At 50.7% G+C, this 25,158-nt stretch carries 25 protein-coding genes, 1 tRNA gene and 1 rRNA gene; 18 read left to right on the top strand and 9 right to left on the bottom strand.

All coding sequences use genetic code 11. From position 1 onward, the window contains the following. The first annotated feature begins 233 nt into the window (after positions 1-233). From rrf to BLP53_RS06780, 9 genes are all read left to right on the top strand, one after another. Positions 234-347: ribosomal RNA gene (gene rrf / locus BLP53_RS06740) — 5S ribosomal RNA — on the top strand. Positions 348-617: 270 nt separating this feature from the next. After that, positions 618-1,106 (top strand): ribosome maturation factor RimP, encoded by a 489-nt coding sequence (rimP, locus tag BLP53_RS06745; protein WP_091471423.1) that lies wholly within the window; start codon positions 618-620, stop codon positions 1,104-1,106. Positions 1,107-1,144: 38 nt separating this feature from the next. Continuing rightward, on the top strand, positions 1,145-2,611 hold the full coding sequence (gene nusA, locus BLP53_RS06750) for a transcription termination factor NusA (protein ID WP_091471424.1): 1,467 nt from the start codon (positions 1,145-1,147) through the stop codon (positions 2,609-2,611). Positions 2,612-2,678: 67 nt separating this feature from the next. Next, positions 2,679-5,381 carry a translation initiation factor IF-2 gene (gene infB / locus BLP53_RS06755; protein WP_091471425.1) on the top strand — a complete coding sequence of 901 codons (2,703 nt, stop codon included), beginning with the start codon at positions 2,679-2,681 and terminating at the stop codon, positions 5,379-5,381. Positions 5,382-5,535: 154 nt separating this feature from the next. Further along, positions 5,536-5,907 carry a 30S ribosome-binding factor RbfA gene (gene rbfA, locus BLP53_RS06760; protein WP_091471426.1) on the top strand — a complete coding sequence of 124 codons (372 nt, stop codon included), beginning with the start codon at positions 5,536-5,538 and terminating at the stop codon, positions 5,905-5,907. Between the two features lie 6 nt (positions 5,908-5,913). Next, positions 5,914-6,813: a tRNA pseudouridine(55) synthase TruB gene (gene truB, locus BLP53_RS06765; RefSeq protein WP_091471427.1), complete on the top strand. Its 900-nt coding sequence runs from the start codon at positions 5,914-5,916 to the stop codon at positions 6,811-6,813. Between the two features lie 72 nt (positions 6,814-6,885). Then, a complete protein-coding gene (locus BLP53_RS06770) occupies positions 6,886-7,917 on the top strand; it encodes a histone deacetylase family protein (protein WP_091471428.1) in 1,032 nt (343 codons plus the stop codon). Positions 7,918-7,963: 46 nt separating this feature from the next. Beyond that, positions 7,964-8,281 carry a DUF2946 family protein gene (locus tag BLP53_RS06775; RefSeq protein ID WP_091471429.1) on the top strand — a complete coding sequence of 106 codons (318 nt, stop codon included), beginning with the start codon at positions 7,964-7,966 and terminating at the stop codon, positions 8,279-8,281. 112 nt (positions 8,282-8,393) lie between these two features. After that, positions 8,394-10,433 carry a TonB-dependent receptor gene (locus tag BLP53_RS06780; RefSeq protein WP_091471430.1) on the top strand — a complete coding sequence of 680 codons (2,040 nt, stop codon included), beginning with the start codon at positions 8,394-8,396 and terminating at the stop codon, positions 10,431-10,433. Between the two features lie 79 nt (positions 10,434-10,512). On the opposite strand, the gene BLP53_RS06785 is transcribed toward BLP53_RS06780, so the two are convergent. After that, positions 10,513-10,908: a diacylglycerol kinase gene (locus BLP53_RS06785; protein WP_091471431.1), complete on the bottom strand. Its 396-nt coding sequence runs from the start codon at positions 10,906-10,908 to the stop codon at positions 10,513-10,515. A 76-nt stretch (positions 10,909-10,984) separates the two neighbouring features. On the opposite strand from BLP53_RS06785, the gene BLP53_RS06790 reads away from it, so the two are divergent. Next, positions 10,985-11,257, top strand: coding sequence for an oxidative damage protection protein (locus BLP53_RS06790; RefSeq protein ID WP_091471432.1), 273 nt, complete (start codon positions 10,985-10,987; stop codon positions 11,255-11,257). A gap of 72 nt (positions 11,258-11,329) precedes the next feature. Here BLP53_RS06790 and phoU read toward each other — a convergent pair whose 3' ends face one another. Then, the gene (phoU, locus tag BLP53_RS06795; RefSeq protein ID WP_091471433.1) at positions 11,330-12,034 is read right to left on the bottom strand and encodes a phosphate signaling complex protein PhoU; all 705 of its coding nucleotides are present in this window, start codon (positions 12,032-12,034) and stop codon (positions 11,330-11,332) included. An 84-nt stretch (positions 12,035-12,118) separates the two neighbouring features. Beyond that, the gene (rpiA, locus tag BLP53_RS06800; protein WP_091471893.1) at positions 12,119-12,781 is read right to left on the bottom strand and encodes a ribose-5-phosphate isomerase RpiA; all 663 of its coding nucleotides are present in this window, start codon (positions 12,779-12,781) and stop codon (positions 12,119-12,121) included. Between the two features lie 59 nt (positions 12,782-12,840). Here rpiA and ilvA point away from each other — a divergent pair, with 59 nt between their 5' ends. After that, the gene (ilvA, locus tag BLP53_RS06805) at positions 12,841-14,388 is read left to right on the top strand and encodes a threonine ammonia-lyase, biosynthetic (RefSeq protein ID WP_281203084.1); all 1,548 of its coding nucleotides are present in this window, start codon (positions 12,841-12,843) and stop codon (positions 14,386-14,388) included. Positions 14,389-14,524: 136 nt separating this feature from the next. Continuing rightward, complete coding sequence (locus BLP53_RS06810) at positions 14,525-15,652, top strand: YVTN family beta-propeller repeat protein (protein ID WP_091471435.1); 1,128 nt, start codon at positions 14,525-14,527, stop codon at positions 15,650-15,652. 67 nt (positions 15,653-15,719) lie between these two features. Here BLP53_RS06810 and BLP53_RS06815 read toward each other — a convergent pair whose 3' ends face one another. From BLP53_RS06815 to BLP53_RS06825, 3 genes are all read right to left on the bottom strand, one after another. After that, entirely contained in the window at positions 15,720-15,953 is a 234-nt protein-coding gene (locus BLP53_RS06815; protein ID WP_091471436.1) for a sulfurtransferase TusA family protein, read from the bottom strand. 22 nt (positions 15,954-15,975) lie between these two features. Beyond that, positions 15,976-16,293: a rhodanese-like domain-containing protein gene (locus tag BLP53_RS06820; RefSeq protein ID WP_091471437.1), complete on the bottom strand. Its 318-nt coding sequence runs from the start codon at positions 16,291-16,293 to the stop codon at positions 15,976-15,978. Between the two features lie 43 nt (positions 16,294-16,336). Then, positions 16,337-16,412: transfer RNA gene (locus BLP53_RS06825), tRNA-Phe, on the bottom strand. 262 nt (positions 16,413-16,674) lie between these two features. Here BLP53_RS06825 and BLP53_RS13800 point away from each other — a divergent pair. The 6 genes from BLP53_RS13800 (at position 16,675) to nikR (ending at position 23,665) form a co-directional block, all read left to right on the top strand. Then, positions 16,675-17,031, top strand: a complete 357-nt coding sequence (locus tag BLP53_RS13800; RefSeq protein WP_245652688.1) for a chromate transporter — start codon at positions 16,675-16,677, stop codon at positions 17,029-17,031. A gap of 252 nt (positions 17,032-17,283) precedes the next feature. Continuing rightward, a complete protein-coding gene (locus BLP53_RS06835) occupies positions 17,284-18,177 on the top strand; it encodes a PfkB family carbohydrate kinase (RefSeq protein WP_091471438.1) in 894 nt (297 codons plus the stop codon). A gap of 183 nt (positions 18,178-18,360) precedes the next feature. Further along, complete coding sequence (rpsO, locus tag BLP53_RS06840; protein WP_091471439.1) at positions 18,361-18,630, top strand: 30S ribosomal protein S15; 270 nt, start codon at positions 18,361-18,363, stop codon at positions 18,628-18,630. Positions 18,631-18,919: 289 nt separating this feature from the next. Next, entirely contained in the window at positions 18,920-21,040 is a 2,121-nt protein-coding gene (gene pnp, locus BLP53_RS06845; protein WP_091471440.1) for a polyribonucleotide nucleotidyltransferase, read from the top strand. Positions 21,041-21,253: 213 nt separating this feature from the next. Beyond that, on the top strand, positions 21,254-23,248 hold the full coding sequence (locus tag BLP53_RS06850; protein ID WP_245652769.1) for a TonB-dependent receptor: 1,995 nt from the start codon (positions 21,254-21,256) through the stop codon (positions 23,246-23,248). Between the two features lie 66 nt (positions 23,249-23,314). After that, positions 23,315-23,665 (top strand): nickel-responsive transcriptional regulator NikR, encoded by a 351-nt coding sequence (gene nikR, locus BLP53_RS06855; RefSeq protein ID WP_245652689.1) that lies wholly within the window; start codon positions 23,315-23,317, stop codon positions 23,663-23,665. Between the two features lie 219 nt (positions 23,666-23,884). Here the strand turns inward: nikR and BLP53_RS06860 are convergent, their stop codons facing one another. The 3 genes from BLP53_RS06860 to BLP53_RS06870 are packed head-to-tail and all read right to left on the bottom strand — an operon-like array spanning position 23,885 to position 25,097. Beyond that, the gene (locus BLP53_RS06860; RefSeq protein WP_091471442.1) at positions 23,885-24,232 is read right to left on the bottom strand and encodes a GFA family protein; all 348 of its coding nucleotides are present in this window, start codon (positions 24,230-24,232) and stop codon (positions 23,885-23,887) included. A gap of 33 nt (positions 24,233-24,265) precedes the next feature. After that, positions 24,266-24,730, bottom strand: coding sequence for a GNAT family N-acetyltransferase (locus BLP53_RS06865; protein WP_245652690.1), 465 nt, complete (start codon positions 24,728-24,730; stop codon positions 24,266-24,268). A gap of 28 nt (positions 24,731-24,758) precedes the next feature. Then, positions 24,759-25,097 carry a tRNA-binding protein gene (locus tag BLP53_RS06870; protein ID WP_091471443.1) on the bottom strand — a complete coding sequence of 113 codons (339 nt, stop codon included), beginning with the start codon at positions 25,095-25,097 and terminating at the stop codon, positions 24,759-24,761. Positions 25,098-25,158 lie beyond the last annotated feature (61 nt).

The following is a 25,158-nucleotide window of genomic DNA, read 5'->3' on the forward strand; positions in this document are numbered from 1 at the left end:
CTGGAGTTTCAGTGAAGACTAACCTTTAGGTTATGTCGGAGCTAAAATCTATAAGGTGTAGTTCAAAGCAATATGATTTGGCAATCATCAAGATAAACGAAACACAAGTTGTTTCATACCCTGCCCATTGAAAGCTGAAAAGCTAAACTTCCTTTACTTCTTCCAATTTGTTAAAGCAGGCTGAGGCCAAAGTAATACCAGGCTCAGCACCATGCATAACATTACCAGTTATGTTTGGGGACAATAGCGGTTTGGAACCACCCCTTCCCATCTCGAACAGGGCCGTGAAACGAACTTGCGCCAATGATAGTGTACTCTTCGTATGCGAAAGTAGGTCATCCCCAAGCTCCTTACAGAAAACCCCTCAGCATTATTGTGTTGAGGGGTTTTGCTTTTAAAACACAAAACAGCATCCCTCCTGGAATCATTATCAGAGAGCCGGAAGTGATCATGAATTAAATCAAGCGCCAATAAAACCATTGCTAATGGCACTATGTGCGATGCACGGTCAGGTGTGACTTTGAATTTAAAAGGAATTTTGTTATAATTGCTGAGATAGATGGGCGTTACGCCCATTTTTTGTTTTTGGACGTTGTATTCGGGAATTAAGGGCTGCCATGCAGAGTTTGCATTCGGTTGTTGAAAAGACGGTGACCCAGCTAGGGTACGAGTTGGTTGATTTTGAGGTAGCCAATCGCGGTAAGTTATTACGCGTATTTATCGACAAGTTGGTGCCTCAGGATACGAAAGATAGCGTCACCATAGACGATTGTGTATTGGTCAGCAACCAGCTTGGCAATGTGCTGACCGTTGAGTTGGATATTGATTATGACCGGCTGGAAGTGTCTTCTGCCGGTCTGGATCGCGTGTTGCGCAAGGAGCAGGACTTTATCCGGTTTGTCGGCGAACGCGCGCAAGTGAAATTGCGCATGGGGATTCGGGATGATGGTCCAAAAGCTACGGCAACTACCTTGCCAAGAAAAACCTTTTTGGGGATTCTGCAAGGCGTTGAAGATGGCAACGTGGTAATTGAATGTGATGGCTGGAGATACAGCCTGTCGCTGGATAATATAGATAAGGCTCGCTTGAGCCCGGTTTTTGATTAATTTGTTTGGTGAATCCGTACGGTGAGTTGGAGATTACGATGAGTCGTGAAATTTTGTTGTTGGTTGATGCGCTGGCACATGAAAAGAATGTCGGCAAGGACGTAATTTTTACGGCGTTGGAATTGGCATTGGCTTCGGCAACTAAAAAGAACCATGAAGAAGGTGCTGACATTCGTGTCGAGATTGACCGTGAGTCGGGTGACTATAAAACATTCAGGCGCTGGCAATATGTGGAATATGATCTGCTGGAAAGCTCCACTTATCAGTTCGATGAGGAAGATGAGCGTGCGAATGGTCGCCAGATTGGTGACTATTACGAAGAGCCGCTGGAGTCTATTTCATTTGGCCGTATCGGTGCACAAGCTGCTAAACAGGTGATTCTGCAAAAAGTGCGTGAAGCCGAGCGCGAACAAATGATCCAGGACTTTTTGGCCCGCGGTGAAAGTCTGGTGACCGGCGTGATTAAACGCATGGAAAAAGGCAATGCGATTATTGAAATTGGTCGTATTGAATCTTTGCTGCCACGTGAGGCGATGATCCCCAAGGAGAATCTGCGGGTTGGTGACCGTGTGCGTGCTTATCTGTCGCGTGTGGACCGTGGTGGCCGTGGCCCACAACTGATTTTGTCACGCGTGGCACCTGACTTCCTCAAGCGTTTGTTTGAGCTGGAAGTACCTGAAATTGAAGAGGGTTTGTTGGAAATCCGTTCCGCAGCGCGTGACCCGGGTTTGCGTTCCAAAATTGCCGTGAAAACCAATGACCAGCGCCTGGACCCGGTGGGTACCTGCGTGGGTATGCGTGGTTCCCGTGTGCAGGCAGTAACCTCAGAGCTGGGTGGCGAACGTGTGGATATCGTATTGTGGAGCATGGATCCTGCTCAGTTTGTGATCAATGCCCTGGCACCGGCGGAAGTCACTTCTATCGTTGTTGACGAAGATGCGCATAGCATGGACGTGGTGGTGAACGAAGAGCAACTGGCCGTCGCGATTGGCCGTAATGGCCAGAATGTGCGCCTGGCTTCAGAGCTGACCGGCTGGAGCTTGAATATCCTGACAGAAGAAGCCGCTGCGCAGAAAAACCAGGACGAATACGCAAAAATCAGCCAGTTGTTTATGGAAAAACTGGATGTGGATGATGAAGTGGCCGACATCCTGGTACAGGAAGGTTTCAGTACGCTGGAAGAAATTGCCTATGTACCGATGGCTGAAATGGCTGAGATCGAAGCGTTTGATGAAGATACCATCAATGAGTTGCGTTCCCGTGCCCGCGCTGCTTTGCTGACCGAGGCGATTGCCAAGGAAGAAAAAGTGGAAGAAGACACCAATGACTTGATGACATTGGAAGGCATGGATGCCGATACCGCCCATAAACTGTCAGTCAATAATATCCATTCCAGCGAAGATCTGGCGGAATTGGCAGTGGATGAGCTGGTTGAGCTGACTGGCATGGATGATGAGCGTGCCAAGTCGTTAATCATGACGGCACGTGCCCCTTGGTTTAAATAATCCTTGCCAGGCAAGCATCATGCATACCTCTTAATTAGAAAATAAAGTAATTGAACTGGAGCAGTACATGGCACTTTCAACCGTTGCACAATTTGCCGCAGAACTGGGTCTTCCAACGACTCTGTTGATCGAGCAACTGAAAAGCGCGGGCGTTAACAAAACGTCTGTGGATGATTTTTTGGAAGAAAGTGACAAGTCTGCATTGCTGGATTACTTGCGCAAGGAGCATGGCGCGGCTAATGCACCTAAAAACAAAATCACGCTGACACGCAAGCAGAATACCGAAATCAAGAAGACCGATAGTTCGGGCAAGGCACGTACGATCCAGGTCGAAGTGCGTAAAAAGCGTGTATTGGAACGGCCTGAAGAGGCGGGTTATGACACTTCAGCGGAGTTGACTTCCGCTATCGAGGCGGCAGAATTACCGGCTGCTATTGAAGTGCCCCTGGAAGCTCCCGAAGCGGTGGTTGAAGCAGCACCGGAAATTCCTGAGGTTGAGCCAGTGCCAGAAGAACCTGCGGCTGAGGTGGTGGTTGAAGAGGTCGCTGCACCGGTGGAAACACCCGCGCCGGCTCCAGTCAGTAAAAAAACGGTGGTGTTGTCAGCGCAAGAAATTGCGTTGCGTGAGCAGGAAGCCGCCCGTGCAGCCAAACTGGCTGCTTTGCAGGCTGAGGATGTAAAACGCAGGCAGGCGCTGACACAGCGTCGAGCTGAGGAAGAAGTCAAACGCCAGGCTGAGGCTGAAGCCGCTAAAAACAAACCTGCAGCAAGTAAACTGTCAGAAGGAACACTGCATAAACCTGCCAATAAAGTGGCAGATAAACCCGCAGACAGCAAAGACAAGAAAGCCAAGCCGGATAACCGCGACTGGAACGAAAACGAAAACAAGAAACGCGGCATCAAAACTCGTGGGGATGCTAGTGGTGCCAACCAGGGCTGGCGCACTCCCAAGAACAAACATCACAAATTGCATAAAGATGATCAGCACGCATTCAATGCGCCGACTGAACCCGTGATTAAAGAAGTCATGGTGCCTGAAACCATTTCCGTGGCCGACTTGGCGCACAAAATGTCTGTCAAGGCCGCTGAGGTAATCAAGGCCCTGATGAAAATGGGCATGATGGTGACCATTAACCAGGTGCTGGATCAAGATACTGCGATAATCCTGGTAGAAGAAATGGGCCATAAGGCCCAGGCTGCCGCTGCCAATGACCCGGAAAGCTTCCTGGAAGAAACCGATAACGTGGTGGAGGCCGTGATGGAGCCGCGCCCTCCTGTCGTGACCGTAATGGGCCACGTTGACCATGGTAAAACTTCCTTGCTTGACTATATTCGCGCTAGTCGTGTTGCGTCTGGCGAAGCAGGGGGCATTACCCAGCATATCGGTGCTTACCATGTGGAAACGCCGCGTGGCATGGTGACCTTCCTGGATACCCCTGGTCACGAAGCATTTACTGCCATGCGTGCCCGCGGTGCCAAAGCGACAGATATTGTGATTCTGGTGGTATCCGCCGATGACGGTGTGATGCCACAAACCATTGAGGCGATCCACCACGCGAAAGCGGGTAATGTGCCTATCGTGGTGGCGATCAATAAAATTGATAAGCCGGAAGCACAGCCTGAGCGCGTGAAAAATGAGCTGATTAGCCATGAAGTGGTACCGGAAGAATATGGCGGTGACACTATGTTCCGCGAGGTGTCTGCCAAAACCGGTAAAGGCATTGATGAGTTGCTGGAAGCCGTATTGTTGCAAGCCGAAGTGCTGGAACTGCAAGCACCACAAAATACGCCAGCCAAAGGCCTGGTGATCGAAGGCCGCCTGGACAAAGGCCGTGGCCCGGTTTCTACCGTATTGGTACAGTCTGGTATCTTGCGGCGTGGGGATATGTTGCTGGCTGGTACAGCGTTTGGCCGCGTGCGCGCCATGCTGGATGAAAATGGTCAGGACATCAAGGAAGCTGGTCCTTCTATTCCAGTCGAGGTGTTGGGTTTGTCTGACGTGCCGAGCGCCGGTGAAGAAACCATTGTGCTGAATGACGAGCGCAAGGCGCGTGAAATTGCCTTGTTCCGCCAGGGCAAGTTCCGCGATGTCAAGCTGGCCAAACAGCAGGCCGCCAAGCTGGAAAATATGTTTGAACAGATGGCCGAAGGCGAAGTGCAGACACTGAACCTGATCATCAAGTCAGATGTACAAGGCTCTTACGAAGCCTTGGCTACTAGCTTGCAAAAATTGTCGACCAGCGAAGTGCGCGTCAATATTATCCATACTGCGGTTGGTGCGATCAGTGAGTCTGATGTCAATCTGGCTGCGGCTTCCAAGGCGGTATTGATTGGTTTTAACGTCCGTGCCGATGCTGGTGCACGCAAACTGGTGGAAAACCTGGATGTCGATTTGCGCTACTACAATATCATTTACGAAGCCGTGGATGAGATCAAGGCTGCACTGGGTGGTATGCTGGCGCCAGAGCAGAAAGAACAGATGATCGGTACGGTTGAAATCCGTGAAGTCTTCAAGATCTCCAAAGTGGGTTCGATTGCGGGTTGTTATGTGCAGGATGGCGTGGTTAAACGTAACTCCAAGGTCCGCCTGCTGCGCAATAACGTAATTATCCATACCGGTGAGCTGGATTCACTGAAACGCTTCAAGGATGACGTCAAGGAAGTGAAGAACAATTTTGAGTGTGGCCTGTCATTGAAGAACTATAATGACATTGAAGTAGGCGATATCCTGGAAGTGTATGAAGTCGTTGAAGTGGCACGCACCCTCTAATTTCAAGGCAATGACTTTAGAATTCGTCATGATGCAGGCCTTGCTGGAGAGATGTCACCCCAAAAATGTTCGCTTACATATTCAAGATATGCTGTGCTCCATTTTTTGTGCGAGGCCTAGCCTCATTCAGGGTTTAGGGTCAGGAGCTTTTTAATTGGCTAAAGCGTTTTCCCGTAACGACCGTGTCTCTGAGCAAATGCGCCGTGAACTGGCGGATTTGCTCATGTTCGAGGTCAAAGATCCGCGTGTGCAAATGGTCACCTTGACCGGGGTTGAGGTGGCTGGCGATATGGCACATGCCAAGGTCTTTTACACCGCCCAGAAAAACAGCAAAGGCCTGCAGGCCGGGCTGGAAAAGGCTGCTGGCTTTCTGCGCTCCCAGTTGGGCAAGCGCATGATGATACGCACCGTGCCGCAATTGCATTTTGTCTATGATGAATCCATAGACCGTGGCATGCAGATGGACAAGCTGATTAATGAAGCGATGTCCGAGCAGACCCCTCCCGATACTCCTTCGCAAGAATAGTTCCCCATGCAGACCAAACGCATTAAACGCGCCGTCCACGGTGTGTTATTGCTGGATAAGCCGCATGGCTTTTCATCCAATCAGGCGCTGCAGAAAGTCAAATGGCTGTACCAGGCACAAAAAGCTGGTCATACAGGTACCCTGGATCCGCTGGCGACCGGGGTATTGCCCATCTGCTTTGGCGAAGCCACCAAGTTTGCCCAGCATCTGACTGACGAAAATAAAACCTATATTGCCACGGTAAAGTTTGGCGAGACCACCACGACGGGTGATAGGGAGGGCGAGATATTGCAGGTTGTGGCATGCAATGTACAACCGCATGAAATTGAAGCCGTATTGCCATCCCTGACTGGTGCAATTACGCAAATTCCTCCCATGTATTCTGCACTCAAGGTGGATGGCAAGCCGTTGTATGCTTATGCACGTGAAGGCGTGGAGCTGGAGCGAACACCACGGCAGGTGACAATTTATGCCATGAAGTTGCTGGATTGCCGGGACAATATTGCGAATATCGAAGTGACTTGCAGCAAGGGCACATACATCCGTACATTGGCTGAAGATATTGGTAAATTGCTGGCAGTGGGCGCTCACTTGACGGATCTGCGCCGGACGGCTACCGCAACTTACCAGATTGCGCATACGGTAACTATCGCAGCGCTGGAGGCCATGACCATGGAGGCACGTGATGCCTTGCTGCTGCCGGTTGATACCGCAATTAATGCCTTACCCAAGGTGGAGTTGCATGCGGATGCCGCGTATTATTTCAAGCAAGGTAACCCGGTATGGTTAGCTGGCCATATCCCTGATGGTGAAATACGGGTCTATAGTGAGGCTGGCTTATTTCTAGGGGTAGGCGTGCAACTCGCCAATGGGCGTATCGCACCTAAACGCGTCGTCAATTTATAGACCACCCTCACGTTCATTCAGGTTTTCATGAGCCTGACCATCCCAAAGTACGTCACGTGCTAAGGAGGAAGTATGCGTATCTGCTTAAAAGGCTATTTCCTGGGTCTATTGCTACTGCTGGCATTCCCGCTAGGCGCCATAGAAGCCTCGCCGGTAACGGTACTCTACAGTGATCGTTTCCTGATGCATGATACCGGGCCAGGACATCCGGAAAATGCTGACCGACTGGCCAGTATCGTACGGCAACTCCAGCAAAATGAAGCTCTCAATGCCAGTTTGCGCTGGCCAACTTTTTCTGCGGCTACCCAAGAAGATTTATTGCGTGTGCACCAGGCCGGTTACCTGGATTTATTAGAGGCCGAGCAACGGCCCCTTGGCGCACATGAATACCAGCTACTGAGTACGGGTGATACTGTCATTTCGAGACATTCACTGGAGATTGCCAAATTGGCCAGTGGTGCGGCGATAGCTGGTGTCGATGCCGTGATGCAAAATCAAAGCAAAAGTGCATTTGTATTGGTCAGGCCACCTGGGCATCATGCCACCAGGGATCGGGGGATGGGCTTTTGTATTTATAATCATGTGGCTGTGGCGGCGCGGTATGCCCAAAAGCAATATGCTGTTCGGCGCATCCTGATTGTGGATATTGACGTGCACCACGGAAATGGCACACAGGATATTTTTGATCAGGATGACAGCGTATTTTATTTCAGTGCGCACCAGCATCCGCTGTATCCCGGCTCGGGGCGACCAGAAGAAGCTGGGCACGGCAAGGGTAAAGGTTATACGATTAATATCGATCTGCCGCCAGCCAGCGATGAGTCCATTCTGCTGTCAACGCTCTCTGCCCAATTAGCACCGGCCATGCAACAGTTCAAGCCAGACTTGGTTCTGGTGTCAGCGGGCCTGGATGCACATCATGGAGATCTGCTGGGCGGGTTGCGTTATTCAGAGGCGGGCTATGCGGCGATTGCGCAGGCACTGGTGAATTTGGCCAATCAATATGCCCAGGGCCGTACTGTCTGGGTATTGGAAGGCGGTTATGTGCCCGGCAATAATGCCTTTGCCGTTGAGTCGATATTGCAGGTGTTGATTGGTCGTTAGGGGTGTATTTGCAACAAAATTGCATAAATATGTTAATATATCCGGCATGTTAAAGCGGTTTTATATTTATGTGTTTCTTTCCATGCTGTTTGCAGTCACGCAAATCGGTATGGCTGCGCATGAAATCAGCCACTTAAAAGATCTCACCGGTCAGTCACAGCCTGACCACAAACAAACAGGTAGCGAGCCTTGTACACTATGCCTGGGCCTCTCACTGATTGCCGGTGCCGTACCATCCACTCCCCTGGTGTGTCCGCTGATGGCAGGTGTCGAACCTGCTTACAGTTTTGTTTCCCACTCGTTTGCCCAACCCTTTGAGCGGCTTTATGCCGCACGCGCCCCACCGGCTTTCATTCAGTCTTAACTCCCTTGAATATGCGCCTTGAGCGCAGTTGAATTATTGTCTGCAGAGTTTGCTACCGCATAGGCATGTGGTTTATCGCTATGGCTGCGGGCAGGCTAATTGTTGAGAAAGAATGAATATGACCAAGCATATTGCGTGTGCTTCTGCGTTAAGAGTAAACCCTATCTGGCTGGCGCTGAGTACAGCGCTAGTTTTCCCATCTGTCCTGTATGCTGAAGAAAAAAGCCAGACGCTGGATATCGATAATGTTTCTGTGACGGGTAACCCACTCGGCGTCGCTTCGGATGATATGGTGGTACCGGTATCTGTCTTGAGTGGGCGCGAACTCAGTTTGCGCAGACAGAATACTTTGGGTGAAACCTTGAATGGAATTCCAGGCGTAACTGCTACCCAGTTCGGACCCAATGCCTCCCGCCCGATAATCCGGGGGCTGGATGGTGAGCGAGTGCGCATTATGCAGAATGGTGTTGGCATTCTGGATGCCGGTTCCCTGAGTTTTGACCATGCCGTGGCAGTCGATCCCCTGGTGATTGAGCAGATCGACGTGGTGCGGGGGCCGGCTGCGTTACTGTATGGCGGCAGCGCGGTCGGGGGTGTAGTCAATGCCATCGACCACCGTATTCCCAAAGAGTCCCTGGATGGCATGACCGGCCGTGCCGAAGCCCAGTTTGGCGGCCCGGACAATACGCGTAACGGTGCCGCCGTGATGGATGCCGGCAATGGCGTGTTTGCGATCCATGCCGATGTCTACACGCGCGAAACCAGCAACCTAGAAATTCCCGGGTATGCTGTTTCAAAACGTAAGAGTCGGGCAGATGGTACACCGCGAGATGAAAAAGGGGATGGCAAGTTGAATAACAGTTCTGCGCTTGCCAATGGCGGTGCGCTGGGGGCAGCCTGGACGTTTGATACTGGTTACCTGGGTATTTCCTATGCCAGCCTGAACAACAATTATGGGGTGGTCAATGAAGACGATGTCCGTATCGACATGGACCAGGAGCGTTGGGAAGTGGCGGGTGAGATAAGAGAGTTAAGCGGCCCTATCCAGAAAATCAAATTACGTATGGCGCATACCGATTACAAGCATGTCGAGATTGAGGGGGGTGAAATTGGCACCACGTTCAAAAACCGTGGCATGGAAGGCAGCCTGGAAGCCACGCATGTGCCATGGGCAGGGGTGAATGGCGTGGTGGGTTACCAGTTCCAGAACACCCGCTTCCAAGCACTTGGTGAAGAAGCGTTTGTCCCCAGCGTCGTGACACAGGCACAGTCCGTGTATGTGTATGAAGAGTTACCGATTGACCGGCATAAGATTACTTTTGGTGCCCGTGTAGGGGAAAGCTCGGTAAACTCCAGTGCTGACGATGTCTTTACCCAGGCGTTCAGTAACCGTTTTAATCCCAACAGTCTGGCCTTGGGCGGCCTGTATACCATTAATGACGCATGGAGTGCGACCGCCAACTTGTCGCATAATGAACGCGCGCCCAGTTATTTCGAGCTGTATGCCAATGGCGAACATGTTGCCACCGACCAGTTTGAAATTGGTAATGCTGATCTGAACAAGGAAATATCAAACGGCATTGATGCGCAATTAAAGTGGAAGTCTAATGGGAATAGTATTACCTTGGGAGCTTATGCGACCCGTTTCCAGAATTTCATTGGCTTATTTAACTCCGGGGCAACCGATCCGGGCACCGGCTTGGCGATTGCCAATTTCCAGGCCGTCCCGGCTTTATTTACCGGCCTGGAAATGGAAGGAAAATTTGCGCTGAATGACGAATGGACGCTTAAAATGCGCGGTGACTATGTGCATGCCAAGGATACACGTAACAATGACTATCTGCCGCGCATTTCTCCCTTGCGTCTAGGCGGTGGGCTGGATTACCGTCTGGGTGCCTGGAATGCGCGTGTGGATGTATTGCATGCATTCAAGCAAAGCGATGTAGCAGAAAACGAGCTGAAAACCGATGGCTATACCAACCTGAGCGCACTGGTGGCCTACAAGCTGCCGTTGAACACCTATCATGTCCAGGTGTTTGCCAAAGCGAATAACCTGCTCAATGATGAAATCCGCGAGCACGCTTCTTTCCTCAAGGATATTTCACCGGCAGGTGCACGTTCCATATTGATCGGCGCCAGGGCGGATTTCTAGGCGGTTGATCTGCAGAAATTAAAAAAGGTTGGCAATGCCAACCTTTTTTATTGTGTGCTTTCCGGCATGTTCACCAAGCCTAGGTCAGTAAAATCAGGCCCCAAACCACCCCCAGGTTAATCAGGGCCAGTAATACCGCTGCACTGCCAATATCCTTGGCGCGTTTGGCCAGTGCATGGCGCTCAATCGATACGCGGTCTACCACAGCTTCCACGGCAGAGTTCAGTAGTTCGACAATCATGACCAGCAACACGCTGCCTACCATCAGGATGCGATGCATCGCTTCTGTTTCCAAGTAAAAGGCCAGTGGAATCAACACCAGCGAGAGCCAGACTTCCTGCCTGAAAGCGTCCTCATGGCGGTAAGCGGCTTTAAACCCATCCATGGAGTAACCAAACGCATTGACCAGGCGGCGGAGCCCGGTTTTGCCTTTAAATGGGCTTTCTTCGTGCGAGGGAGCGGGTTTGTTTTGCATGGAAACTCTCTAAAAATCTACATCACATTTTAACATGCGCTATGATAACGCTTTTAGCAGTGAATGAAGGATAAACATGGCAAGAATGGTGCAATGCGTGAAACTGGGCAAAGAGCTGGAAGGCATGGATTTTCCACCCTATCCTGGCGAACTCGGCAAAAGGATTTATATGCATGTGTCCAAGGAGGCCTGGGCGGGCTGGCTCAAGCAACAAACGATGCTGGTAAATGAGAACCGCCTGAGCCTGGCTGATCCGAGTGCGAGAAAATATCTGGCTGAGCAAACCGAAAAGTATTTCTTTGGTGAGGGGGCGGATGTGGCCAGTGGGTATGTTCCACCCGGCGCCTGAGCCAACTCGTTGCCGGTAAAAAAGCACTCTGGTGAGTGCTTTTTTATTTTGAACGGCCAGTATTCCCGCAAATCAGGACATGGTTTCGCGTTTGATATCTTCCAGACTGGTATGGCGGATATCTTTGCCTTTCACCATGTACACCACATATTCCGAAATGTTTTTGGCGTGGTCGCCGATACGCTCAATCGCCTTGGCTACAAACAGCACTTCCAGTGACATGGAGATAGTGCGTGGATCTTCGAGCATGAATGTAATCAACTGGCGCATGGCGGCACGGAACTGTTCATCCACTTGCTCGTCCTGTTTGGCCACTTCTACCGTTTGGCTCACATCCAGGCGTGCGAAAGAGTCCAGTGAAGTACGCAGCATTTCACGCACAATACCCACCATGCTTTTAATCTCGTTAAAACGGGGTTTGTACAGGCGGTCCTGCTCGTAAATGCGTTGTGCCGTACGGGCAATCTTGGTCGCCTCGTCACCAATACGTTCCAGGTCGGTAATGGTTTTTACGATCATCATGATCATGCGCAGGTCGCGCGCAGCTGGCTGGCGGCGCGCAATGATATGACTGCAATCTTCATCTACCTGTACCTCCAGTGCGTTGACACGGGTATCGCGCGCCATGACATCTTTGGCAAGCTTGATGTCTGCGCCCGTAAGGGCTTCCAGCGCATTGACAATTTGCTGTTCAACCAGGCCACCCATTTCCAGTACTTTGGAGCGGACTGACTCCAGTTCAACATCATATTGTTTTGAGGTATGTTCAAATTGCATGACGTATTTTCCTAAATATTGTGCTGGAGCAGCTTAGCAGCCCAATATGACAACTTTATGATAATTTTGGCGCGATGGTTTCAATTATTTCGTCAGGGTTTTGACACCGTTTGCCGTGGCCAGTAACAAGACATTCGCGGGGCGTGCTGCAAACAGGCCATTGGTCACTACGCCGGCGATCTGGTTGATTTTTGTTTCCAGCTCAATCGGGTCGCTAATGGTCAAGCCATGCACATCGAGAATAATGTTGCCATTGTCAGTCGTGAAGTCACGCAATTTAGGCTGCCCGCCCAGTTTGACCAGTGCGCGTGCCACCTGGCTACGTGCCATCGGCAAGACCTCCACTGGCAGCGGGAATTTACCCAGTACAGGAACAAACTTACTTTCGTCACAGATACAGATAAATGATTTAGCCACCGCGGCCACGATTTTCTCACGAGTCAATGCACCACCGCCGCCTTTCAGCATATGCATGTGTTCGGTAATTTCGTCAGCGCCGTCGACGTAAATATCCAGGCTGTCGACACTGTTCAAGTCAAATACTTCAATGCCGTGGCTGCGCAAGCGCTGTGCAGTCGCTTCGGAGCTGGCAACCGCCCCCTGGATTTTGTGTTTTACCTTGGCGAGTTCATCAATGAAAAAGTTGGCGGTTGAGCCAGTACCCACACCGATAATGCCGTCTTTTACATAATTAACTGCTGCTTTCGCCACTTCCAGTTTGAGTGCGTCTTGTTGTGCTTTATCCATCGCCATCTGCTTCAATCCTTGATTAATTCTTTATAATACAAACAATTCTCTATCATACACTGCAACCTTGCCGTTTTAAAACTTCAAAGCATTTCATGACCATTGACTACCGCGAAAAAATCGAACACTCCCAAGTCTATGCCGTTGCCCGGCACACCCCACTCGATGAGATGCCCAACCTGACCATGCGTTTACGCAACCGTGTCCTGCTCAAGCGGGAAGATATGCAGCCGGTTTTCTCATTCAAGCTGCGTGGCGCCTATAACAAAATGGCCAACCTGTCCCAGGAAGCGCTTGCGCGTGGCGTCATTTGTGCCAGCGCGGGTAACCATGCGCAAGGGGTCGCGCTGAGTGCGCAAAAAATGGGCTGTCGCGCCGTGATTGTGATGCCGACAACGACACCTGCGATCAAGATCAATGCAGTCAGGGCGCGTGGCGCAGAGGTGGTGTTGAGTGGCGACAGCTATTCCGATGCCTATGCGCATGCGCTGGAAGTCGAGAAAAGCGAAGGCCTGACCTTTGTGCATCCCTATGATGATCCCGATGTGATCGCGGGGCAGGGCACATTGGCGATGGAGATCTTGCAGGATCATGTCGAGCCGATTGAGGCGGTTTTCTGTTGCGTCGGCGGTGGTGGTTTGCTGGCGGGGGTGGCTGCCTATATCAAGGCCGTGCGTCCGGAAATCAAGGTCATTGGGGTAGAAGCGCAAGATGCGGATGCGATGACACAATCCCTGCAAGCCGGGCAACGCGTCATGCTGGAACAAGTCGGGATATTTGCCGATGGGGCGGCAGTGAAACAGGTGGGTGAACATACGTTTGCGCTGGTACAGCAATATGTCGACGAAATGATCGTGGTCGACAATGATGAAATCTGTGCCGCCATCAAGGATGTCTTTGAAGATACGCGCAGTATCCTGGAGCCCGCTGGCGCGCTGGCACTGGCAGGTTTGAAAGCCTATGCTGAGCGCCATCAGTTGCAGGGCAAAACCCTGGTTGCCGTCGCCTCCGGTGCCAATATGAATTTTGACCGTTTGCGGTTTATCGCTGAACGGGCCGAGTTGGGCGAGCATAGGGAAGCGGTGTTTGCCGTCACCATTCCGGAAACACCAGGCGCGTTCAAGACTTTCTGCCGTTTACTTGGTAACCGGAGTATTACCGAGTTCAATTACCGTTATGCAGATGCAAAACAGGCGCATATCTTTGTCGGTGTCTCGGTCCATAATCCGGCCGAATCCGCTGACATTCAGCGCACACTGGAAACGGCTGGCTTGCATACCCTGGATCTGACCGGCAATGAAATGGCCAAATTGCATCTACGTTACCTGGTTGGCGGCCACGCACCAGAAGCGCATAATGAAGTGGTATATCGATTCGAGTTTCCGGAAAAACCCGGCGCGTTACTGAACTTTCTGGAATCCATGGGTCACAATTGGAACATCAGCTTATTTCATTATCGCAATCATGGCGCAGATTTCGGGCGCGTGCTGGTCGGGATGCAAGTGCCACCAGGAGAGAAGGTTGCTTTTGAGCAGTTTCTCAAGCAATTGGGCTACCCTTATTTTGATGAAAGCCAGAATCCGGCTTACCAGTTATTTTTGGGTTAGATTGGTTTCTGGCAGCCAATGTGGTGGTTTTTATCAGCCACATTTGGCAGATATCTTCTCTTATGCCTGCATTTGCGGGTGAGAATGATTTTTGCTGGTGTATTCAGATGTTAATAATAATCAGGAGATAGAGTCTATGTTGAATTTCCCTTTCGCGCGTCGTACGCGCATCAGTTTGCTGTTGCTGGCATTGGTGGCCAGCGTGGCAGCCTGTAACAAGCCGGCGGATCCGGCATCCGAAGCTGCCGCTCCTGCCGCTGATAATGCGGCAGCGACTAGCGTGGCTTACGTGTCGACCCAGGATGGCGGCGTTGATGTGATTGACCTGGCGACCATGCAAGTTACCAAACAGCTGGACGTCAAGGCCGAGGGTCCGCGTGGATTGGGCGTGACGGATGATGGCAAGAAACTGATCGTGGCGACCAAGGAAAATGAGAGCATTTCTGTGATTGATACCGCGACCGGTGAGGTGGTGCAGCAAATCAATGTTGGTAAGAATCCGGAGTTTGTGCGCGTCAGCGGTAATTACGCGTATGTCTCTTCTGAACCGAGTGCCAAGGGCGGCCCGCCACCCAAGCCAGGTGCAAAACCTGAAGAAGAGGACGATGATGACGATGATGAAAAAATCCCCGCCAAAATCGCGGTGGTTGACCTGACCAAAGGAGAGAAAATTCGTGAAATCACCGGCGGCCCGGAAACTGAAGGGGTAGAATTTTCTGCCGATGGCAAGCAACTGGTCATTACCAATGAGGCCGATAACACCGTCACTGTGCATGACATAGCAACCGGCGAGTTGCTTAAAACAATTTCCACCCATGAATATGGCGACAGGCCAAGGGGAATCAAGGTTTCACCAGATGGCAGCACCTACCTGGCAACGCTGGAGTTTGGTAATAAATTTATGGTGATGGACAAAGACTTCAATGTCGTGCGTACAGTAGACACAGCGGCTACACCTTACGGCATTGCTTATGATGCCAAAGGTGACCGCATTTTTGTGGCCACCAATAAGGCCAAGTTACTGCAAGTGTTTGATGCCAAAACCTTTGAAAAAATCAAAGATGTACCGACTGGCAACCGCTGCTGGCATTTCAGCTTTACGCCAGACAACAAAAACATCCTGCTGGCATGCGGTAAGTCTGATGCGGTGTTTGTGATTGACGCAGACAAGCTGGAAGTGACCAAGCAGGTGGAAGTGAAAAACATGCCCTGGGGCGTGGTGACTTTCCCGAAAGCCATGGGTAGCCTGGAAAACGCCAAATAACGATTGGCATTAAAAACAAAGCCCGCATCATGGCGGGCTTTGTCATTTTAAGGATGGGCGCTAACTGTTAAGTGCTGCGTTTGGCGATCCAGAACGTGAATACGCCATCCGTTTCCTGCAGCTCCAGCAAGGTATGGCCGGTCTGGCGGCAAAAGGCATCAAAGTCCTTTTTTGAACCAGGGTCAGTCGCCATGATTTTTAGCACTTGCCCGGCAGCCAGTTCGTTCAGCGCCTTCTTGCAGCGCAGAATCGGCAGCGGGCAATTCAGGTTACGTGCATCAACTTCTTTATCACTCTGCATGGAAGATTCCTGGAAAATTGAATCAAGCGGCTTGAATCGGCAAGCCGGCATTTGCCCAGGCCAGAATGCCACCGGCCAGATGCGAAACATCCGCATAGCCTTGTGCCAGTGCGAATTCGCCAGCTGAAATGGAGCGTACACCACTACGGCAGTAAAACACCAGTTTTTTATCCTGCGGTAATTGATCGAATACCATTGTCAGGTGACCTAACGGTACATGCAGGGCGCCAGGCAATACGCCAGAAACCAGCTCATGATCATTGCGGATATCGATCAGCAATAATGACAAATCATTCAGTAAGGGGTGTAATTCATCCGGTGTTAAGTGTTTTAGTGACATCAACAAACCCAGGAAAGACGTGTGCCGGAAGGCAGGTAAGAAGTGGTGGCCAGAGGCAGAATCGAACTGCCGACACGAGGATTTTCAATCCTCTGCTCTACCGACTGAGCTATCTGGCCAACAGCAATTTGAGGGTGTCCCCGAATCGCAAGACGCGCATTATAGCAAAGATATCCGGGAATGCACATAAAAGATAAAAAAAATCCTGCTATGCTAAATGTGTTGTTTGAGGGGACTCTTAAATGGTTCCCGGCCATGGTGAAACTACACAAACCAAATACTGCATCGACTATACAAGTACATTTACCATGCGTTATTGATGATGACACGCCATTCAGCGGATTGAACCATTTGCGACAATTGATGCTCCGGATATGTATAGTGGCTGTGGTATTGGGGCCGGGCGTTTTGGGTGCTTTATGGCTGGGCCTGGGTGAGCAGCATGTATTTACCCAATTGGCACTGTTCTTTGGCAAGACGGCGCTTCTCACTTTTGGCGGTGTGTATGCGATGTTGCCGTATATGTTTGATATCAGTGTCCGGCATTTTCACTGGCTGAACACTGCCCAGATGCTGGATGGTTTGGCGCTGAGTGAAAGTACGCCGGGGCTGCTGATTATGGTGCTGACGTATATAGGATTTGTTGCAGGTTGGCAGGCCGGTTTGATAGGGGCCAGTATCGTGACCTGGTTTACTTTCCTGCCCAGTTTTATTCTGGTGTTTTTGGGCGCACCATGACTGGAGCGTACACGCAAACAATTTCGCCGGGTGGCACCGCTGGCCGCCATTAGTGCGGCGGTGGTTGCCGGTATTCTTTATCTGGCACTGAAGTTTCTGCAGCATGGGATATTCCCTGCTGGTAGCGGGATATGGTTTCTGCAGCCATGGTACTGATCATGCTGTGGCTGCTATTGAAAACCCGTATCACGATTCTCTGGTTACTGGCTGGCTGCATGGCGCTTGGTTGGCTATTTAAAATGGGATAAACGTATGTCGAATTCAGTCATGATCCTGGGCGAGGTATTGGGGGATGTATTTCCGGAGCAAACCATCATTGGCGGGGCACCTTATAACGTTGCGCGTCATTGCCATGCTTTTGGGCTGGACGTCCATTTCCTGACCGCGGTGGGTGATGATGCCCTGGGGCAGCGCATCCTCGCTGAAATGCAGGCTGCAGGGTTGCCTGCGGCCGGCGTACAGCAACACGAAGAACTGCCAACCGGGCAGGTGATGGTGCATTTTGAAAAAGGCGGCCACCGGTTCGAGATTCTGGATGCGCAGGCCTATGATGCACTGGAGTGGCCGCCGGTGGAGACGCTGGCTATCAGATACCCGCCCAAGCTGGTGTATTTTGGCACGCTCGCGCTCAGGCATGCCCCCATGCAGGCCTTGGCTGGGCAGTGGCTCAAATTGTGTGATGCGGCGACGGTATTCTGTGATATCAATCTGCGGGCGCCTTGGTATGACGAAGTGAATCTGCGCCTGGCTTTACAGGCGGCGGATATCCTCAAGATTAACCATGAGGAATTACCGGAAGTCTGCAAGTTGTTCGACTTGCCAGCGTCCCCAGACATGTATGAGCAAGCCAGGTATTTGCTGATGGCCTTTAACCTTGGCGAGATGTTTGTGACTTGTGGCGAGCACGGTAGTTTCTGGCTGAATGCCTATGGTGATAGTTTCCGTGCCCCACCGATACGCCTGCAGGAACCGTTTGTGGATAGCGTAGGCGCAGGAGATGCTTACACGGCAATCGTGATTCGCGGCCTGCTGGCTGGCTGGTCACGGCAAACCATTTTGCCGCGTGCAGCGGCATTTGCCGCTTCTATCTGTGGTATCCGTGGTGCGGTACCTGGGGATATGGCCTTTTACACAGATTTCATTTAAGCCACTTCTGCCTCCCTGTGCTGGCAAAAAATTAGCAAAAACAGAAACTTAATGTTGAAATGCCTTTGCAATCCATGGCTTTGTCGCTATAATGCGCGGTTCGAGTAAATTGAATGTCGAAGCGGTAAAGCAAATAGGTTGTTTGGCTGCAACGACATTGACGCTAACTAAGGAAAATTGAAGATGGCTGTTACCGCAGAACAATCCGCAAAAATTATTAAAGATTTCCAACGTAGTCCTAACGACACGGCTAGTCCAGAAGTACAAGTCGCTTTGCTGACTAACCGCATTACTTACCTGACTGAGCACTTCAAAGCCAACAAAAAAGATAACCATTCCCGTCGTGGTCTGCTGGCATTGGTCAGCCAACGCCGCAGTTTACTGGACTACCTGAAGGGTAAAGACGTAAGCCGCTATCAGACTCTGATTGAGCGCCTGAACCTGCGTAAATAATTTGGTTAAAGTGACGAATCCTATAGTTCACTTTTAACGAGATAAAAAGCCGATGGCATGGTGATTGCCTCGGCTTTTTTGCTTTAAATTCCGGGTATTTTCGAATAATCGGAGTCATATCACCAACCGGGGTGGCTTCTGTGAGTGCGTTTTGTTTGCACGGTGCAAACAAAAAAGCGTGCTGATGGAAGTCACCACAAATCGCGAAACGCAGAATAATGATTAAGCGTTTCTAATGTTGAGATTGGCTATTAGGTAGTGAATAGCCATGGTAGATAAAGGAAAAACAATGTTTGAAATAACCAAGAAAAGCATCCAGTACGGTGCGCATACCCTGACTATTGAGACTGGGGAAGTGGCACGCCAGGCGGATGGTGCCGTGATGGTGAGTTACGGTGATACCGTTGTGCTGGTGGCAGCGACTGCAAAAACTGAAGTGAAAGAAGGTCAGGATTTCTTCCCATTGACCGTGGATTACCAGGAGAAGACCTATTCGGCTGGCCGTATTCCAGGTGGTTTTTTCAAGCGTGAAGGCCGTCCTTCAGAAAAAGAAACCTTGACTGCACGGTTGATCGACCGCCCATTGCGCCCATTATTCCCCGATGCGTTCTACAATGAAGTGCAAGTCGTGGCGACAGTATTGTCACTGGATCCGGAAATTGATTCCGATATTCCTGCCGTGATCGGCGCATCTGCTGCATTGGCATTGTCTGGTATTCCTTTCTACGGCCCATTGGGCGCGGCAAGAGTAGGTTACATCAATGGCGAATATGTCTTGAATCCGGATGTTTCATTGTTGAAAGAATCCGCACTGGACCTGGTGGTTGGTGCAACGGAATCTGCTGTGATGATGGTCGAGTCTGAAGCCAAAGAACTGTCTGAAGAGGTGATGTTGGGCGCAGTGGTATTTGGCCACGAGCAAATGCAACCGTTGATTAAAATGATCAACGAACTGGCGGCCGAAGCCGGTAAGGATGCCTGGGACTGGACACCGCCAGAGCCAGATACTGTCGTCATTGAGAAAGTTGCTGCCATTGCGGCAGAAGACATTAATGCCGCATTCAAAATCAAATCCAAAGGTGAACGTTCTGCCAAGCTGGATGAAGTGAAATCCCGTGTCATGAGCACGCTGATCACTGAAGAAACTTCCACACTGGAAGCCAACAAAATCAAGGATGAGTTCTTCAAGCTGGAAGCCAAAACCGTGCGTAGCCAGATTCTGAATGGCGAGCCACGTATTGATGGCCGTGATACACGCACTGTGCGTCCTATCACTATCCGTTCCGGCGTATTGCCACGCACTCACGGTTCAGCCTTGTTTACCCGCGGTGAAACACAAGCCCTGGTGGTGACCACATTAGGCACAGGTAAAGATGAGCAAACCATTGATGCATTGGCGGGTGAGTATTCTGACAATTTCATGCTGCATTACAACATGCCTCCATACGCCACTGGTGAAACTGGCCGTGTGGGTACGCCCAAGCGCCGTGAAATCGGTCACGGTAACCTGGCCAAGCGTGCATTGAAAGCCGTATTGCCTGCGAAAGAGGATTTTGATTACACCATGCGCGTGGTGTCCGAGATTACTGAATCCAACGGTTCAAGCTCCATGGCATCTGTCTGTGGTGGCTGCCTCTCCATGCTGGATGCTGGCGTACCATTGACGGCGCACGTAGCTGGTGTCGCGATGGGCCTGATCAAGGAAGGCAACCGCGTTGCGGTGCTGACGGACATTCTGGGTGACGAAGATCACCTGGGTGATATGGACTTTAAAGTGGCAGGTACCGACAAAGGGGTGACTGCGCTGCAAATGGACATCAAGATCACCGGTATCACTGCACAGATCATGCAAGTGGCCCTGGCTCAAGCCAAAGAAGGCCGTGCGCATATTCTGGGCCTGATGAAACAAGCCGTATCTGGCGTGAACACTGAAATGTCACAATTCGCGCCGCGCATCATCAGCATGAAGATCAATCCGGACAAGATCCGTGACGTGATTGGTAAAGGTGGGGCAGTCATCCAGGCCCTGACCAAGGAAACCAACACCAGCATCGATATCGAAGATGACGGTACCGTGAAAATTGCCTGTACCAATGCCGACGAGGGTGCAGAAGCACAACGCCGTATTGCACAAATCACGGCAGAAGTCGAAGTTGGCCAGGTGTATGAAGGCCCTGTGGTCAAGATCCTTGACTTCGGTGCTGTGGTCACCCTGTTGCCAGGTAAAGATGGTCTGGTACACATTTCACAAATTGCCCATGAGCGCGTCAAAGCCGTAGGTGATTACCTGAAAGAGGGTGATATTGTGAAAGTGAAAGTGGTTGAGATTGATGATAAAGGCAAAGTGCGCTTGAGCATTAAAGCTCTGATCGATCCGCCGGCAAAAGAAGAAGCGCCAGCGGCTGAATAAGTTGCTGCTTCACAAAAAAAGCCCGCGGAAGCGGGCTTTTTTGTAACTGTGTATTGGAGATCATTGCGTCAATTTACTTATAAATGGGTTGAGTTTTTTTACCGCATAATGCCACCGTATGAATAATTATAAAAAAGGCATACCAGAGGCAACATTGTGAACCAGACAAAAAACTCAAGTATTCCCATGTTGCTGGCAGCACTGTCCAGCAACATGCACGGTATGGCAAACGAGGCACTGGACCTGGAAGAAGTGCAAGTGCGTGCCCACTATGATAATGCCGTCGGTACATCCGATGCCGCCAGCGAGGGCAAGGTCAATGCCAGCCTGATTAAAAACCGCCCCATCTCGCGAGTAGGCGAAATCATGGAATTTGTGCCGGGTATGATAGTGACCCAGCACAGTGGTAGCGGCAAGGCTAACCAGTTTTACCTGCGTGGCTTCAATCTCGACCACGGTACTGATTTTGCCACTTATGTGGATGAGATGCCGGTCAATATGCGCACCCATGCGCATGGGCAAGGGTATACCGACCTGAATTTCCTGATTCCCGAACTGGTCAGCCATATCCACTATAAAAAAGGCCCTTATTCGGCAGAGGAGGGTGATTTTTCATCGGCAGGGGCTGCGCATCTGCATTTGGTCAATCATTTGCCTCAAGGCATTGCCAGCCTGACAGTCGGCAGCTACGGTTACCAGCGCATGTTGCTGGCCGATTCCGTGGCCGTGCATGATGGGCAATTACTCTACGGGCTGGATATCAATCACTACGATGGTCCGTGGCAAGTCGCTGAGGGTGTTAAAAAATACAACGGTGTCTTGCGCTACAGCGAAGGCGATGCACACGACAGCACCACCCTGACCGCGATGGCCTATCATAACCGCTGGAACAGTACCGACCAGATTCCATTACGTGCCGTCCGCTCAGGCCAGATCGGCCGGTTTGATGCCATTGATCCCAGCGATGGCGGTGACTCTTCCCGCTATAGCTTGTCGTTTGCAAAGCAGCACAGAGATGAGCATGGCGGCTGGCAAATGAGTGCCTATGCCGTGCGCTCCCAACTGGATTTATATAGCAACTTTACCTATTTCCTGAATGATCCGGTCAATGGCGACCAGTTTAACCAGCGTGAAAAACGTACCATACTGGGGGTGAGCCTGAGCAAGTCCTGGCTAGGTGAGCTTGCTGGCATTCCGGTGGAGAACAAGCTGGGCGTGCAGACGCGTTACGACAAGTTATCGCCAGTCGCCCTCTACAATACCGCACAAACGCAGCGGTTATCGGTAATCCGCTCAGACAAGGTCGAAGAATCCAGCGCAGGCTTATACGCGGAAAACACGCTATGGTGGCATGAGAAACTGCGTACAGTGGCAGGCTTGCGGTATGACCGTTATCAGTTTGATGTGCGAAGCAGTATTCGTGGCAACTCTGGAAATACCGGCGACGGCATTACTTCTCCAAAGCTGTCTGTGATTTTGGGGCCATGGGCGAATACCGAGCTGTTTTACAACATCGGCAAAGGGTTCCACAGTAACGATGCGCGTGGCACGACGCAAACGGTGCTGCCAATTGGTAATCCTGCATTGCCTGTGACACCGCTGGTCAGTACGCGTGGCAGCGAAGCTGGTGTGCGCAGTGAATGGATTCCCGGCCTGCAAAGTTCACTTTCCGTATGGCAGTTGGATATTGATTCCGAACTGTTGTTTGTTGGGGATGCCGGCGAAACCGAACCTAGCCGTGCCAGCCGCCGCTATGGTGTCGAATGGAATAACCACTATGTCGTCAATGACTGGTTATTGCTGGATATGGATATCGCACTTTCCAAAGCCCGTTTTACGGATGTTGATCCCGCTGGACAATATATCCCTGGCTCCATCAATAAAGTCGCTTCGCTGGGGGCAACGGTGACAAACCGGGGGCACTGGTTTGGCAGTATACAATTACGATATTTCGGCCCGAGAGCGCTTGTCGAAGACAATTCCATCCGTTCAAAATCGACGCTGCTCACTTATTCACGTATAGGTTACCGCTGTAATCCACGCACCACACTCACGCTGGATGTATTCAATCTGTTTGACCGTAAAGCCAGCGATATCGATTATTTCTATGCGTCACAGCTTGCAGGTGAAGCTACGCCGGTGAACGATATCCACTTTCACCCGGTAGAGCCGAGGGCGGCGCGGCTGACACTCACGTATCAATTCTGAGGGCTGATCCCTATGCGACGTATCACCATTTCTGTCAAAAATGATTTAGCCGATGCTTTTGATTAATTGATAGCGGTCAAAGCCTACATCAACCGTTCGGAAGCTTTTCGCGATCTGGTCCGCAAGGCATTGGATGAAGCAGTAATTGCCGATACCGGGCAGGGTCAATCTGATTGTGTGGCTGCACTAAGCTATATGTATAACCATCATGAGCGGCAACTTGCCAGCCGTGTCAATCAGCTACAGCACGACCGTCATCATGTGGTGATTGCAGCACAGCATTTACATTTGGATCATGACAATTGTATGGAAACAGTCATATTGCAAGGAAAAGTTATCGGAGTGAAGGCATGCATCAATGTCATCTCTTCACAAACCGGTGTGGCACATGCCAAGGCACATATTATTCCGAGATGACCTGATTGAATAAGCTTAATATTGCTCAAACATTTCGCACGGTTTAACTTCAATGCCAGCGCCAAAATACTTCCCTAAGTGCGCACTTGGGTGATGTGATGCTCTCTCAATCGCCTGGGATTGCACTGACATCTTCGGCAGATAAGGCTTCGTAATAACACAAGCAAAGAAACTTCATGGTATATCTCTTCTCTTGTGCGGTTACACAAGCTGTTTGACTTATGCTGAGCGTCCGTCGTAGTGTTGCACTTGGATGCTTTCAAGATCAATGTCTTCGATACAGCGAATATTGATTGCGGCTATGGCATTGCCGTTTGGGTCTACACCTTCGCCATAAGGATGAATACCGCAGGTTGCACAGAAGTGATGTTTGATGACGTGTTTGTTAAATGTATAGGTATGGATCGCAGACTCAGGCGTTAATAACTTTAATTCCACGCGAGGAACAAACCACATCAGAGCGCCTTTACGCTGGCAAAGAGAGCAGTTGCATGCCATGGCTCCCTTGACTTCCCCATCTACTTCAAACGCAATATTGCCGCAATGACAGCTACCTGTATATTTCATGTTTTCTCTCCCGTGGTTTCATACTACCTGTAACTATTTATATATCACTAATGCATCCATATATCCCTTATCCGGATAATTAAATGCGTTGGGTAACTTGCCGACGGTTTCGAATCCCAATTTTGCCCATAATCGTATGGCATTTTCATTGGAGGATACGACAAATTGAATTGCATTGCCTGATAGTCCAATGATTTTCCCATGTGTTGCGAGTGCCCACACATGGTGGTGGCAAGTCCGCGGACACGCGCGGCAGCAGACGCCATATAGCGGCAATTGCAGACATGATCCCCACCACCCGGCTGGTTGGTTTTGATGTAATAAGTGCCCAGGATTTTGCCATTTTCTTCTGCGACAAAGGTGTTTACAGCCAAAGTTAGAGAGCCTGTTCGACGTGGTGTCGCGCGGGTAGGTATAGGTTTCACTGGCAGTTACAATTCCCTGGAAAATTGGCCAGATTTGATCAAAGTCTTGTGAGGTGGCCTCGCGGATATTCATGGAATCCTCCTCTCCTGGCTCACTGGCATTACAACAACCTGGTACCTAATGGCACTTCATGTTCGGGTATGCAAAGTGTGACATCGCCTTGCGCATCATGAAAACCGGTCACCAGGCACTCCGAGATAAACGGGCCTATTTGTTTGGCAGGAAAATTCACTACCGCAACCACCAGTTTGCCGACCAGGTTTGCCGGGGTGTAATGCGTAGTGATTTGTGCACTGGATTGACGGATACCGATATCAGGGCCAAAGTCGATTTGCAGTTTATAGGCCGGTTTACGCGCCTCGGGGAATGGTTCTGCTGATAGTACACGTCCGACACGCAGTGCTACTTTGCTGAAATCGTTCCATTCAATCTGATTCATTTTTGGATGTGCCTGTATTAATGACGGGCCATTATCGCAGAAATGACTGGCGGAACCTTGC

The sequence above is a fragment of the Methylophilus rhizosphaerae genome (assembly GCF_900100975.1).
In the GTDB taxonomy this organism is placed as follows: domain Bacteria; phylum Pseudomonadota; class Gammaproteobacteria; order Burkholderiales; family Methylophilaceae; genus Methylophilus; species Methylophilus rhizosphaerae.

What these genes read in the sequence shown, in the direction of transcription:
- rimP (WP_091471423.1), top strand. Translation starts at nt 618, where the DNA reads ATGCAGAGTTTGCATTCGGTTGTTGAAAAGACGGTGACCCAGCTAGGG.
- nusA (WP_091471424.1), top strand. Translation starts at nt 1,145, where the DNA reads ATGAGTCGTGAAATTTTGTTGTTGGTTGATGCGCTGGCACATGAAAAG.
- infB (WP_091471425.1), top strand. Translation starts at nt 2,679, where the DNA reads ATGGCACTTTCAACCGTTGCACAATTTGCCGCAGAACTGGGTCTTCCA.
- truB (WP_091471427.1), top strand. Translation starts at nt 5,914, where the DNA reads ATGCAGACCAAACGCATTAAACGCGCCGTCCACGGTGTGTTATTGCTG.
- BLP53_RS06770 (WP_091471428.1), top strand. Translation starts at nt 6,886, where the DNA reads ATGCGTATCTGCTTAAAAGGCTATTTCCTGGGTCTATTGCTACTGCTG.
- BLP53_RS06775 (WP_091471429.1), top strand. Translation starts at nt 7,964, where the DNA reads ATGTTAAAGCGGTTTTATATTTATGTGTTTCTTTCCATGCTGTTTGCA.
- BLP53_RS06780 (WP_091471430.1), top strand. Translation starts at nt 8,394, where the DNA reads ATGAATATGACCAAGCATATTGCGTGTGCTTCTGCGTTAAGAGTAAAC.
- BLP53_RS06785 (WP_091471431.1), bottom strand. Translation starts at nt 10,908, where the DNA reads ATGCAAAACAAACCCGCTCCCTCGCACGAAGAAAGCCCATTTAAAGGC.
- BLP53_RS06790 (WP_091471432.1), top strand. Translation starts at nt 10,985, where the DNA reads ATGGCAAGAATGGTGCAATGCGTGAAACTGGGCAAAGAGCTGGAAGGC.
- phoU (WP_091471433.1), bottom strand. Translation starts at nt 12,034, where the DNA reads ATGCAATTTGAACATACCTCAAAACAATATGATGTTGAACTGGAGTCA.
- rpiA (WP_091471893.1), bottom strand. Translation starts at nt 12,781, where the DNA reads ATGGATAAAGCACAACAAGACGCACTCAAACTGGAAGTGGCGAAAGCA.
- BLP53_RS06810 (WP_091471435.1), top strand. Translation starts at nt 14,525, where the DNA reads ATGTTGAATTTCCCTTTCGCGCGTCGTACGCGCATCAGTTTGCTGTTG.
- BLP53_RS06815 (WP_091471436.1), bottom strand. Translation starts at nt 15,953, where the DNA reads ATGCAGAGTGATAAAGAAGTTGATGCACGTAACCTGAATTGCCCGCTG.
- BLP53_RS06820 (WP_091471437.1), bottom strand. Translation starts at nt 16,293, where the DNA reads ATGTCACTAAAACACTTAACACCGGATGAATTACACCCCTTACTGAAT.
- BLP53_RS06835 (WP_091471438.1), top strand. Translation starts at nt 17,284, where the DNA reads ATGTCGAATTCAGTCATGATCCTGGGCGAGGTATTGGGGGATGTATTT.
- rpsO (WP_091471439.1), top strand. Translation starts at nt 18,361, where the DNA reads ATGGCTGTTACCGCAGAACAATCCGCAAAAATTATTAAAGATTTCCAA.
- pnp (WP_091471440.1), top strand. Translation starts at nt 18,920, where the DNA reads ATGTTTGAAATAACCAAGAAAAGCATCCAGTACGGTGCGCATACCCTG.
- BLP53_RS06850 (WP_245652769.1), top strand. Translation starts at nt 21,254, where the DNA reads ATGCACGGTATGGCAAACGAGGCACTGGACCTGGAAGAAGTGCAAGTG.
- BLP53_RS06860 (WP_091471442.1), bottom strand. Translation starts at nt 24,232, where the DNA reads ATGAAATATACAGGTAGCTGTCATTGCGGCAATATTGCGTTTGAAGTA.
- BLP53_RS06865 (WP_245652690.1), bottom strand. Translation starts at nt 24,730, where the DNA reads ATGAATATCCGCGAGGCCACCTCACAAGACTTTGATCAAATCTGGCCA.
- BLP53_RS06870 (WP_091471443.1), bottom strand. Translation starts at nt 25,097, where the DNA reads ATGAATCAGATTGAATGGAACGATTTCAGCAAAGTAGCACTGCGTGTC.